Origin of the sequence: Trinickia sp. (assembly GCF_036503415.1) — a bacterium.
Classification (GTDB): Bacteria; Pseudomonadota; Gammaproteobacteria; order Burkholderiales; family Burkholderiaceae; genus Trinickia.
In genome coordinates, this window is sequence record NZ_DASXWY010000107.1 from 1 (window position 1) to 13,804 (window position 13,804).

General features: G+C 62.5%; 6 protein-coding genes. All 6 read right to left on the reverse strand.

Annotation, left to right across the window (positions count from 1 at the left end):
- A partial coding sequence (locus tag VGL01_RS14215) for an aldo/keto reductase (RefSeq protein WP_331570342.1) occupies positions 1-351 on the reverse strand: 351 nt, incomplete at its 3' end.
- 128 nt (positions 352-479) lie between these two features.
- Entirely contained in the window at positions 480-1,481 is a 1,002-nt protein-coding gene (locus VGL01_RS14220) for an RDD family protein (protein WP_331570344.1), read from the reverse strand.
- 759 nt (positions 1,482-2,240) lie between these two features.
- A complete protein-coding gene (locus VGL01_RS14225) occupies positions 2,241-2,522 on the reverse strand; it encodes a hypothetical protein (protein ID WP_331570385.1) in 282 nt (93 codons plus the stop codon).
- 342 nt (positions 2,523-2,864) lie between these two features.
- On the reverse strand, positions 2,865-11,477 hold the full coding sequence (locus VGL01_RS14230; protein WP_331570346.1) for a hemagglutinin repeat-containing protein: 8,613 nt from the start codon (positions 11,475-11,477) through the stop codon (positions 2,865-2,867).
- Positions 11,474-12,013: a toxin-activating lysine-acyltransferase gene (locus VGL01_RS14235; protein ID WP_331570348.1), complete on the reverse strand. Its 540-nt coding sequence runs from the start codon at positions 12,011-12,013 to the stop codon at positions 11,474-11,476. Before VGL01_RS14235 ends, VGL01_RS14230 begins: the two co-directional genes overlap by 4 nt.
- 10 nt (positions 12,014-12,023) lie before the next feature.
- Positions 12,024-13,754 carry a ShlB/FhaC/HecB family hemolysin secretion/activation protein gene (locus VGL01_RS14240; protein WP_331570350.1) on the reverse strand — a complete coding sequence of 577 codons (1,731 nt, stop codon included), beginning with the start codon at positions 13,752-13,754 and terminating at the stop codon, positions 12,024-12,026.
- Positions 13,755-13,804 lie beyond the last annotated feature (50 nt).

Sequence of the window (13,804 nt, forward strand, 5' to 3'; positions counted from 1 at the left end):
CAGCCGCTTCAATGCCGCATTGACGGCGTTGATCAGATGATGGCGCGACGAGCCCACGTTATTCGGTTCGTCGTTGAATCGGAACGTGGCCTTCGTCGAGATCAGCACCTTGTCGCGACGGCCTCTGATCGCCTCGCCGAGGACCGACTCGGAGGCACCTTCGGAATAGATGTCGGCACTGTCGAAGAGCGTCACACCCGCGTCCAGGCAGATGTCGACGAGCTTGCGCGCCTCGGCGACATGGGTCTCCCCCCAGGCTTTAAACAGTTCGCCCTTGCCGCCGAACGTACCGGTGCCGAAACCGAGTACCGGGACTTTGAATCCCGATGCGCCGAGATGTCGATATTCCATAGGGGACCTCGCTGAAAGGGACGGAAGATTCCGGCGCTGCGGCCGGCCCTTCAGGCTACTGCAATGCCAGATTGCGTGCAGGTAGGCGCGCAATCTGGCATCGAGCTATCGCCGGTTACATTACAGCATTACAGCGGCAGGCCGAGTTGCGCCGCCCATTGCCTCGGCGAATGCACCGTTGCCGATTGGTTTCGCCAGTAGGCGATGCCAAGCTCGACGGAACGCATGCAGATCACGCTCAAGTAGTCCTGATGCGACGCTTCGGGCCAACCCTGCAACGCAGCTTTGGCTACTTGCGGGGTGATTTGCTCGCATTGCAAAGCGGAATCGGGAAGCGTGTAGAAAATTGCTGCGCCGTGACTCGTCGTCGCGCCGCCTTGAGAACGGATCATGCTCGACGTGCCGATCGACACACCGACTTCGCCGACGCCGGGCACCGCCGACACCACGCGCTGCACTTCACCTAGTTCGCGATACGTTGGATTGATGAAGTGCATACCGATACCCGTGCCAATCGCAATCACCAAAGCCGCAGCGGCCAGAACCTTCCAATGTAGGGGCCGAACCGATGTGAGCATGCCGGTCGTCGCTGTGACGGGCACAACGATGGTGGACGTCGCGAGATCCTGGAGTGTTCTGCGCGTGGGGCGGTTGAAGAGATAGAGGTATCCCAATGCGAATAGCCAGATCGCGAGCAATACGCCGTCGGCCACCACTAGCCATCGCCAAGCTGGTGAATGCCACGCGTCAGAGCCGATGAATGCGAATCCGCCGAGCACGGTCGGCACGCCGACGATCGCGTAGCGCACCCAGGCGTGCGAGTATCGCAACCGGCTAATGCCGGTTGGATCGAGTCGGATAACCTTGATCTTCATGAGCCGCTTGCCGAGCGACTGGCCTCGCCCAGGGCCGCCTTCAAGCAGCGCGAAATAGAGAGAGCCGATGGCAAAGCCGATCAGCTTGCCCCATTGGCCGAGGCGCATGAGTATGTCGCCAGCAAGTGCAATGAGCAGGAAGCCGATTAGCGCGAGAATCAGGCCGTCAAGCCAGAATGCAAAGCTTCTGCGCCAAAAACCCACTGCAGTCGCTGCCGGCCGGCTCTCGCCCGGCTCCCCCGAAATCGTGTTCATTGTGTTCCCGTTTTTTTCGTTATGGGTTAGGTCGATCCGGCATCGTACGGCGCGTGGATCGCGCGCGGACATCTTCGCGGCGCTGAGGTGGATAGTAACAGCGTACGGACTAGGGTTTTAAGGGTGGGCAGCGACGCAAAGGAAAAGCTGCGTTACTGCGCGGCGCTCCATATCGGGTACCGCTGACGCGCACTCGGAACGCGAACCGCAAGCATAGCTGTGCCATCGCATGGCCACTTCCGGCCTTCCTTTAACTGTCGTCAAACGGCTTAAATACAACATCCGATCTCCAATGCCTGTTAAAAACGGCATTCTCCCTCGTAAGCATAAACATTGACGCGCCGATTACCTCCAGTGGAGCACGAACATCGCAATCACAACAGTGACCGCGATAGCGCCCAGAATAATGTACCAGCCCTTGCGCGTGGTTATCACGCCTCGTAGGCCCCACACATTCCCGTCAAGCACGCACAACAAAAGAACGATTATCGCGGCGAGCGCCATCGTACCCTTTGCGAGATTAACAAAGAATGCTTCCACGTACAAAATCAACGGCTTACGGCGATGGGGGCCCACATACCGCCTCCGGAATTCGGGCCTGCGATCAAAGTTCAGAATAGCGATCTCCTAAAGAAACATCGCGCGATCGACCGACTGCGGGCTCACCGCACCGACTTCTCGCCGGAGCAGCGCACGCGGCTCGTACTCGATTATCAGCATTACAAGTAAATTCCGGGCGAGTCGATCGATCATTTCCGATCAGAAGCGTATTTGTAGATCCTTCAGCACGTCCACTTCGCCCCACGTAAACGAGCATGAACGCCCCACCTCGACGCCGATCATTTTGCCGCCAGCACTCTGCTGCTCCGAGATCGGCCTGCAACCGCCAGAGATAGTTACGGTTGGACTACCTTGTTTGGAAAGACGCCCCCCCACGTCGCCCACCGCCTGCTCGCCGCTTGCCGCCGCCCGCGCATGACCGTATCGCCGCCCGACCCAAAAAATCAGCCGCTTATCCGCCGACATATGTGTGTCGGCCACGTTACATCGGTCCCGCCCCTTGCCCCGCGAGCCGCTCGCATTCGCCGTCACGCCGAACGCCGCACTATCACCTCATTGCTAACCTCCGTATAAAACCGACCATTACTCGAACAAACTCGATACAGAGGCTGATGCATATGGCCCACGTGGAAACTGTGACCAACGCTGCGTGATTTCTCAATTGCTCTTCCGACGCTGGACGCCAACCCCAATGAATAGATGCCCATGCGATAATTTGGGGAAGATATTTAATCCCGAAATATGATCCAGTGACAACAAGAACCCGCGTTAAAGCGCCCTTCCAGCCGTCTTCTGCAAGAAGTCGATCAATCCTTGAAGTCCTCACTGTAATGCATCCTTGCCTGGGATGAATGACGATGTCCCTGAGCCAACAGATCCTGCCGTTGCTCCGGCAAGGCCCGGCGTTGGGTTGGGAGTGCGCGGCTGCAATACGGCAGGAACGGACGGGTTGAAGTTCCCGTAGACGTAAGGCCGGAGAACCCGAGCGAGGCCCTTTGTCGTAACCGCTCCAATGCCGTATCCCAAGGATGATGTAAGCGAGCCTAAAGCACCGGAGAATGACAAACTCTTTGATTCCTCGTAATACGTGTTGCTGAATGCAGTGTTTAGCACTCCGTTGGCCCCCCCCAACGCGACGCTGCCCATGAATTTGACATTGGTACCGATCGGCCCAGCTATTGCTCCAGTCGCGGCCGCAAAAATGGATTGGGCTGGACGTATCATCCCTGATTGAGCGTATTGGCCAGCGGCGTCCATACCGCCGTTTACGCCAGCGCCAATCGCCGCATACCCAAGAGTGCCAGCCGCCCCCGCTATGGGAGCGGCCGCAAGCAATACACCACCTGTCGCAGCTGCGATAACGCCACCGCCCATAAGGTTTCGGTTCGCTTCCTCCCCGTTTGCGCTGCTCTGAATTTGTGCTGCGGGCGGCTGATTTGGTCCGACGCCGTTCGCGTAATGTCCCGCGTACATATTCGGATTGACCTTCTGGTCCGGCGTCGCAAAAAACATATAGCCTGGCCCGCTGTTGCCATCAGCCGGAAGCATTCCCCGCTCTTCTCGCAAGAATGCTGCGGCACGCTCATTCCATTGCCCGGGCGAGCCGTTCTGGACCATCAGGTTCGCTTGCATCAGAAGCTCCCTCTCCGCCTGTTCGAGCGTCAGCCCGTTTCGCTTGGCATACGCTTGCTTGCGCCTATCGATCGATGCTCTTTCATCTGGATGCAGTTGCCGATTAAACAACGTCTCCACCCGCGCAGCCGCCCCCGCTTGCGCACTATCCGCCCCCACCGCCTGCGCCACGCCCGCCACGAGCGACGCCACCAGATCGGCACGCGCCTCTTTCTCGCTCGCGCTCAGCCCCTCGGTCCGGCTCAACTGATCCAACGCCGTATTCAGCACCACCCCTGCCGACGCACCCAACGCCCCCGCTCCGCAATCTCCTCCCGACGCCGCCCCGCCCGCGCACCCCAGCACCGCATGCAGCGCCGTATGCGCCGCGCTGCCTTCTCCACCCAGATACGGCGACAGCGCCTTGATCTGCTCCGCACCCAACGTCTGCAAGTACGTCGCCCCAGCCGCCTGTGCGAATTGCCCCATTGCCCCCGTCAGGTTCCCGCCCGCCGCCGCAGTGAGCGCGGTCAACACACGACGCCCCGCCCCACCCGGTGCCCACGTCGCGTTGTCCTCCAACACCTGCGTCAACTGGGCAACCTTCTCGCGGTCCCGTTCACCTATCGGTTTAGCCTGCTCTTGTTCCAACGCTTGCTGTGCTTCGCTCGATGCCTTCGCCCGATTCGCCAGGAACGTTCCCGCCTCCCGTTGCAACGCGCCGACAATCTCGAACCCTGCCCGGATCTCCTGCTCGTTGAAGATCGGCTTGAGCGCGTGGGTCCCGTCATGTTCGCTGGTGATGTCGCGGTTTAAGCCCGCCATCGTCTGGTCCACGCTCTCACCCGTGAGTGCCCGCTGCTTCGCCTCGTCCGTAATCCGAATCGCCCCACCGCTGACGCCACTCACCGTCGTGCGACTACTGCTACCCGATGCCGCCATGACAGCCGGCGGTGTGGCACTCCAATTGCCCGAACTCGCCACGTTGTTCCCCGGCACCTTGTCCCCACCGGAGGCCGCCTGCCCTTGCTGATTCGTTCCGACACCGCCTGCCGTCGTATTCCCCTTGCCGCCAACCGGCGTCATGCCACCGCCACCAAAGCTATAGCCTCCGCCCACGGCAACACTGCTCGCGCTGTACTGCGCGTGGTTCTCGATATCGCTCGTCGTCAGCGTCGCCGTCGTCAAGCTGTTCCGCTTCTCTGCAACGGCGCGCTCCGTACTCGTAATCGCCCCGCCCTTCAGTTCCGTATTTCCCTTCACATCGATCTGGAAACCCCCATCGCCCGCCTTGATCCCCGACTGCTCCATGACGCTGGCAAAGTCACTCTTCATCTTCTGCTGACCGACATTCGCGCTCGCCGAGAAACCCGCACCCGCCGTCACGCTGCCGCCGACCGATTGGTCTTTGCTGGTGTAACGGCTCGAATCCTGCAAGCTCTCGATCTTCAGCTCGCCCCCCACGTTGCCCACCACCTGCTCGCCGCTCGCCACCGCCCCGCGCAGAACCGTATCGCCACCCGACTCCAACACGAGCCGCTTACCCGCCGACACATGCGTGTTCGTCCACGTCACATCGGTCCCCTCACCCTTGCCCCGCGAGCCGCTCGCATTCGCCGTCACGCCGAATGCCGCGCCTTGCGAATTGACGCTCACCGCCACGCCCACACCGCCGCTCGCACTACTGCTCGTGCGGTGCATTTCGTTCGTGTTCTGCGCCGCCAGCAGCGCAATCTCGCCATCGGCCTTCAGCTTCACATCGCCGCCGCCTTGGATCTCGCTGCCCTGCACGGTCAACATCGAGTCCCGGCCCGCACCCGTCGCGCGAATGCGCACATTGCCTCCCGCGGCCACGGTCGAGCCCGCCGCGTGCACCGCGTCTTCCGTCGTCTTGCTCCGGCTCGCCGTCGTTCCCACCGTAATGGCGATATTGATACCGCCTCCGGTTTTTGGATCGGCTCCGATCGCATCGGCCGCATTCTTGGCGGCCAGTGCCGTCGTCGCGCCCGCCAGCACCTGCATGCGCGTATCCGATGTCTGAGCGGCTGCGTGTTTCATCTGCCCCGCGGTTTGCTCCGCCGCAATCACGGGAGCCGTCACCGCCACGGTCAGCCCCGATTGCTTGAACCGCGTTTCCTGCGTGCTATGGCTCGTCTCCTCGGCTGCGAGAATGTCGACCTTCTTGGCCGCGATATCGATGTCGCCCTGCGGCGTCAGTACATGAGAGCCGATCTGCGTATAGCGATTGCCCGCACTGATCGCGACGTTGCCATGGGTCGAGCCAACGGTGGACGCCGACGCCGTGGTCCGGGTTGCGCGATTGTCCTGGCTCTGTTGCTGCGTCCCGATCGTGAAACTCATCCCCCCATTACCGAAGAGCCCCGTCTTCTTCTCTTCCCGGAAATGCCGCTCCGCCGTCGTATCGGTCGCGGCTTCGATGTTCACGTCGCGCGTAGCAACGAGTGTGGTGCCGTCCGTCGACACGACGTTGCTGCCCATCAAATTGATATCGTTGCTCGCCTGCACGTAGGCCGTGTTGCCCGAGAACGTCGTGGCCTGGTTCGTCGTTTCCGACAACGTGTTGCGCGTCGCGATCGTCTTCGAAGAAAACCAGCTGCTCTTGCCCTTGTGTCGATGTGCCTCGTCGACCTCGCGCGTCGTCTCGGACGATGTCAGGTTGACGTCGTTGCCGGCCATCGCGATCAGCGCGCCTTGCTCGCTCGTCACCGATGCCCCGCGCGCATTGAGATCATGTCCCGCCGACAGGTGCAAATCGCCCACCGTCCGGATCGTCGATCCCATCTCTTGTTGCGTACTGTCCTCGCGCCAGTTGTCGTTATCCCATTTCAGAGAGTGGCTGCTCGATGTGTCCACCGTGCTCAGATTGAGGTCGCGCCCTGCGGCGATGACGGTCTGCCCGTCGACGCTATCATTGACGATCTGCGCGCCCGCAAGCGTCACATCGCGCCCCGCCGCGGCGACGAGTGTCGCGCCTGAAGGGTTCGTCACAAAGAGGCCTGCCACGCGGCTGACGTTCGTCAGCGAGCCTTGCGCATTTGCCTGGGCGCTCGTCGAACTGACGCTCGTCAGATCGCGTCCCGCCGTTGCAAAGAGGCTCCTTGCGGCATCGATCGTGCCGCCGAGGTTCATCAAATCCTGATTCGCGCGTATCGAAACGTCCTCTCCCGTCAGGCGCCCGCCGAGGTTCTTTATATTCTCCGCCGTCAGCGCAACGACGCTACGCCCCGCGATCGTGCCTTGATTCACGACGTCGCCGGAGAGATTCAGATCGATCGTCTGCCCCGAAATCAGCGCCCCCGAACCGTCGACGTCGCCTTGCGTCACGCGCGCGTACACCTGAGGTACCAGCGCCCTCGTCGTCTCCCCGCTCGGCAACATCACGTCCCGCTCGACGAGCCACACGATGTCGCTCGTCAGCTGCGCCATCTGCGTATCGGTCAATGCGATGCCCGGCTGCAACCCCCACCTCTTCGCGTAGGTCACGCCGCTATCGATCAGCGCGCGATATTGCGCCTCGTCGTTCCCATAACCTTCGAGGAACCGGCGACCCGTCAATTTCGCCACCTGCTCGCGAACGAGCTTCTGTTCGTAAAATGCGTCGCCAAGACGCTTTTGCGTCAACGCTGGATTCATGCGTAGCTGCTCGAGCATGTAATCGGACGACAACCAGTTCCGGTAGTTGGTAAAACGCGGATCGGTTTCGATCAGATAGCCGACAGCGGGATTGGGATTGACCGAGAAAAGACTCGTGTTCGGCACGGTCGCATTGATGTCGGTACTGCGGATCACCGACGGCTGGCCGGCACCGTCTACGTTGAGCGCGGCCACCTCCGTGATCGGGGTGACCTCACGTCCGTTGCGAATGTACACGTCCGCCGCGCCCGCCCCTTCGGCGCGCCGCGTCACTGCCGCGACGTTCGGCGCGCCAATGCGCGTGCCGGTCGTGCCCGGCGCCGTAAAGTCGGCATAGACGCTTGGCGTCAGCCTGATCTCGGCGATCGCTGCCGGGGGCTCGTATGCAATCGTGTTTCTACCGGTATCGTCACGCCCCTTTTTATGGTTGCGCCAATGCGAGGTGACGGTGCCCGTGTCCCGTACGATCTGTTGACCGATCACCTCCGTGTTGTCCAGCCGCGCGATGTTTCCGGTAAGCGCTGCGCCGGCCACGATCTGGCTCTTGTCGTTGAGCACGTGCTGTGCGTCGATACGCATGGCCCCGCCCGAGGTGATCCTCGCCGGGTCCGACTCGGTGACGACGCTCGCCGAGACGCTACGGTCATATTCGTACTTGCTCCAGCTTTCATAGTTTCGTTCGGGCGTATGCAGTTGATCCGATTCGTCGTTGTAGACGTAGACATCCGGCTCGCCTGGCTTGAATCGATTCGCCGATCCATCGCCCTGGTATTCGATGATGCGTTCAGGCTCACCCTGCGGCTGAACGCCGACCCGAAAATGCTCGTTGGTGTTGTTGACCCCGAGTGCGCCAAGCGTCAAATTGCCGAGCGCTTCGATCGATGCACTGTGGTTGTTGACAGTCTGTGCCGAGCCCGTTGCCAAGCCGCTCTCGTCGAGCGCCCCGCCGATCGCCATATCGCCCGCGCTGAAGATCAATGCATGCTTACGGTTCGTCACGGTCTGGGCGCCGATGTCGAGCCGGCCGCGCGCAGCGATCGTTGCCGCCACGCCGTCTTCCGCATCGTTATCCAGTGCACCTGTCGATATCGCGAGACGGTCGCCGTAGATGCGGCCGCTTCCCTTGTTGCTCAGGACCCCTGACGATACGGTCGTCTCCTGTCCGTCGATCAGCCCTCGGTTCGTGATCGCGCCGGCAGCGTCGATTTGCGTCGTCGCCGCGCCGAGTTCGCCGCTTGCGGCATTGTCGATGTCACGTGCCCGCATGCTCAGGGTACGGCCGGCGCGCATGATGGCCTGATTGGTGATGTGTCCGGCGGTTTCGAACACAACGTCGCCGCTTGCCTCGATGTTGCCTGTATGGACGAAGTCCCCCGCCAGACTGACATTGAGATCGCCTTGCGACAGTACGCTGCCATCGCCTGACAGCCGTGCGCTGTTCACGCCGAGCGTCTTGCCCGCAATCAGCGTGCCGCCCGTGTTCGCCACGTGCTGCTGCTTGTTCGCCAGATCGCGATCCTGTATCTGAACCGATTGACCGGAAGAAATCAGGCCTGCGCTGTTGTCGACCGGACCCGCACCGGTGACCGACAGCGATGTATCGGCGCGCATGGCGCCGGACTGATTGTCGATCGCGTCGGCCGTGACGCTCACGCTGTGGCCTTCAACCCCTTGGTCGTTGCCCTGTGTGCCGCGATTGACCAGATGGCCGGCGCGCACCGTCAATCGTTCGCCCGAGCGAATCAAGCTGCCACTGTTATCCACGGCGCCGCCGCCGACATCGAGCTCGACCTTGCCGAGGGCTTGCACGGTACCGCCGCGGTTATCTATGCCGCTGGCGTCAAGGGCGACCTCCCCTTGCGCTGCGATCTGCCCACCGTGTGCGTTGGTGATTTGCCCCGAATGCGCCGATACATCCCCTTTGGCACCGATAAAGCCACCGGTGTTGTCGAGCCCGCCTGTTTGCAGCTTCACCGTGCTTTGACCGAGAATGCCGCCCGCTGCGCCCGAATGTGTATTCGAAAGCGTGTGCCCATGCGTGTCGACGCTCAGCGCACCCGTGGCCTGCATCGTGCCACCGTCGTTCGCCAGTGCTGCGCTGTCGATGTTCAGCGCGCCCCTGGCCACGATCGCGCCGCGCGAATTGTCGAGCCTCTGGGCACGCGTATCGATGCGCACGTCGCCGCTTGCCACCACACCGTCCGTATTCGTGAGCCCACTGGATGCGAGGGTGACGGACTGTGCGGCCTCGATACGGCCAGCCGCATTGCTGAGATGTCCCGTTGCAGCCAAGACACTCGCGGCACCCAGCACAGAACCGATGCGACCGCCTGTGTTATCGATTGCATCGCCCTCGATCGATACGTTTTGCGTCGCGGCGATCAAGCCGGCTGCATTGTCGACCCTGCCCGGCGCTCGCACATCGAGCGCCCCGCCCGCCGTCAAGCTGCCGCCGGTATTCAGCAAGGTCGCCACCCTTAGCTCGGCGTCGCCGCCCGCCATGACCTGGCCGTGTTCCCTGTTATCGAACGTGCCGGCGCGCATCGTCATGGCGCCGCTCGCCGCGATCGTTCCCGCCGTGTTGTCGAGCACGCCTTCGGCCACGATCGACGCGCTGCCCGCACCGGTTTGAACCAGTTGCCCGTTTCGATTCGACACGTCATAAGCACTCAACGATAGCCGGTCAGCCGATATCGTCGCGTCATCGGTACGCAGCGTCGCCGCCGCATGTCCCGTCAGCGTTTGCGCTGCAAAAAGCGTTGCACGGCTCGCATCGAGTTCACCCGTGCCGGCTATCAGCGATATATCCCTAGCCACCGTTTGGCTGCCCGCGAGACTGAGTGCCGGCCCGCTCGCACTGAAATCCGCGCCCGCCAGATTCTGCCCGCGCGCGTCGAGCCGGCCCGACGCGGTAAGCCGGACGCTGCCGCTCCCATCGAGCGTGCCGTCGCTTCGTATCCCCGCGCCCAGCAACGAGCCAGATCGACTATCGATCACGCTCGTCGAGCCGGTCGCGGCAATCGTCGTATCGCCCTGTGCCGCGATCGCACCCGCATTGACGACGTTGCCGCGCGTCGTAAGCTGCGCATCGCCTTGCGCGTAGACGATCCCCGTGTTGGTCACGCTGCCGCTCGTATCGGCGCGTACCGCCCCGCTGGCGTTGATGCGTCCGCTGTTCTCGAGCCGCCCGTCGGCCGTCACGACGACATCGCCCGCCGACGCGCCGATCGCCCCCGCGTTGCGCACGCCCACGCCCGATTCAGTGCCGACCAACGTGATCTTGCCGGCATACATGCCGCCGAGGTTCGCGACATCGAGGCCGTAGGCGGGCGTTACGCCATTCGCCGCGGTTGCCGTCGAATGCACATGATCGGCGCTGATCTCGTTTGCGCCCGTGGTAACTTTCAGCGTATTGGCCCAGATACCTGCGTTCACTTGCACGGAGCGCGCGATGATGTCGGTGAAATCGGCGCGGCTCGCGTCGAAGCCCGCGCCTGAAATATCGATCGCGCCACTCGTTACGCGATAACCATCGAGATTTCCCGCATTCATGAGGGGAATCCCGGTAGTCAGCGTCGCGCGATTGGCGTTGATGAAGCCGCATCCGTCGCAGGAAATGCCGGCGGGGTTCGCGATCACGACCTGCGCGCGGCTGCCGGCAACCTCGATGTAGCCACGCAGAAGACTCGGATGGCTTCCGTTGACCTCGTTCAAAATGACGCGGGCCGATCCCCCCGCAAGCCACGGATTGCCCTGCACCCAGCCGCCCAACTGAGTCTCGGCCGCCTTGCGCGCGTTGTTGAGAATCGCGCCCTGCGAATGGACGTCGAACTGGCTATAGCTGTTGCGAGAAACGCCTGCCGCACTCGGCGTCTGGATATTGACGACCGGCACCCCATTGCCCGCGGTCAAAACAGTGGGTTGTTGCGCGCCGGGTACGCTCCGATCGGCGACGATCTGCGCGTGCGCCGGGAAGCTGACGAGCCCCCATGCCAGCAGCATCGAATACTGCAACGGCCGCACAGTCGCAGCAACGCCGGCCGCAAGGTTCCCCAACTGCGGCGCGCGCGACGTGCCGGTTGCCTTCCCGTCGCTCGCGACATGCTCCGAGACCGCCATCAGCAGTCCACGCGTCCGATTGAAAACGATCCGATAGCAGTGCTTGTTCATCGACGGTTGTCTCCGTTATGCGGCTGCGCGTGCGTGATTGGGTGGCCTAGAAACCAGGCGCGCGCCTCTTCCTTCGAAACGGCGATGCCCCTGAACTCCATCACGCGCAACCCACGTTCGTCGCCCCGGTGATGGAGCGAGCGCAAACAGCGATTTGCGAACAGGCGCGCCGCGATATGACGCAAGGTTCGGGTGTGACCGAATGGCGCCACCCAGTCGAGCAGCCACGCCCGATCGCCGCTTGCCCAATCCGCGTCGGGCATGTGCTCTGGTAGGTTGCTCAGATAGCGCGCCTCCGCCTCTTCGCTGAAGCTCGCCCACGACAGGTAGAACACCGGCTTGCCCGCGTCAGTGGCAAGCACGAACTGTCCGGTTTTGATCGCCGGCAACAGCACTGCCGGCAAAACTTTGAGCGGGGCGTCACGATGTCCGGCCGAATGCATCCAAAGCCACACGGCACTGCCGAGTGCTTCGGCCTCGCGGCAGGAGGTGTGCAAGAGACGCGGCGCAATGACGTCGAGCGATCCATACCTCATGCGTCGTTCCTCAATAGGACCAAAGGAGGTTGAATCCCGCGGTCGTGTTCGCGGTCTGAAATCCGTCGGGCTTGCTGACGGGGCGGCCCGCGAACAGATCCCACATGAAGTGCTTGTAGCCGCCGCGTAACCCGACGACTGCGCCGGCCAGACGCGTGCCGATCAGTTGCGGCGTCGACGGACCGCTGACTTCGCCGTAATCGACGCCGAGATAAAGCTCCTGCGCGGTGCCGCCGATCGTCCAACCCAAATCGTTGCGCAACAGCCATCCGCGCTCCCCGAGCAACGTGCTTTCTCCATCGAAGCCGCGCACGGTGTAGCGGCCGCCGATCTGAAAGCGATCCTGCGGCACAAGCGGCGTGCGATTCCATTGCGCCCGCCACGATGAGGCGTATCGAAAGCGTTGCTTCGAGATCCCGAACGGCACGTTCAGCTGCGCGTCCGCCGTGATCAGCGCCGAGCGCGATGTACCCTCGCCGAATAGTTCTTCGGGTGCGGCAAGCGCCGACAGCATTCCGGTCCCGCGCCGGTAACCGATGCGCGTATCGAATATCGCCGCCGCGATGAACTCGCGATGCGTCACGCCGAGTTCCCAACCCGCCATCCGGCGGCGTTGGACCTCGATTTCGGTATCGTCGATATAGTTGTGCGAATTGCGCAGCCAGCCGGCGACGTAGGCGCTCGTCTTGCGTACGGCATCGCGATATACGAGTCGCGAAAGACGCAGTTCGGCGTTCTCCGCGCTGCCGCGGTAGATGTACGTCTGGTTGGCGCCCGCTACCCGTTGCCGATAGTCGTAGCCGCTCGCGGTGAAGCCGAGCAGCCAGTAGCGGTAAGGCACCTCGTAGTGGGCCGTGTAGCCACGCGTCCCCTTGCCTTGGCCGTAGCTTCGGCCAAGGTCTCGATTGAAACTGACGTAGAAAAGATCATTGAGTGCCCACCAGTCGTCGTAGGAGACCGTGACGCTGCCTTGGTATTTTCCCGTGTACTCGCTGCCGGCATCGTCCGCCGATAACGTGATGCGAAACGGAAAGGCCTGCTTCCATGTGATGACGAGATCGCTATCGCCGGGCTGGACATCGAGACCCTCGGCGGGAGCAATCCGAATATCGGCCTCGACGCTCGGCACGCGCTTGAAGTTTTCGAGCGCCTGCTCGATATCGCGCACATTGAGGATGTCCCCGGAACGCACGGGCACGGCATTCCATTTCGTCGCACGGTGGCCGCTGTCATCGGAAAAACGCACGGCGCGAACACGGCCGGGAATGACCGTAAGCGTCAGCGTACCTTGCGTCAGATCTTGCGGCGCGGCCAGTACTCGCGTGGTGATATAGCCGCGCGCGACGATGGCGTTTTGCACGCGCTTCATCGTGAGGCCAACGCCTTCGCCGCCGAGGCAGCGGCCCGTGGCGCGATCGTTCGACGGGTCGGCGGCTTTGAGCGCCCACTCGAACTTCGCCGCCGCGTCCCCGGCCAGTACGATGCGATCGATCCGAAAGCACGGCGATTCGCTTTCAGGCAGCCGTTCGATGCCGGCCTTCGCCGGCCGTTCGAGCCGAATGTCGGGCGCTGCTTCCTGTTGCGCTCTGAACGCGCGCTCGCGCTCTTGTTGGCGTAGCGCTTCCTGTGCACTCCCGCCCGGCGCAATCGTCTGCGCGTGCGCACCCGATGTCGATAGCGCCCATACGCAGAAGACGGCGCGTAGCACGCCGCTGCCGCGAATGGACTTCCCGTCGGTCATCTCCAGCCCCCGTTCCATGTCACGACAGTCAGGCGACTGTCCCCGTGACG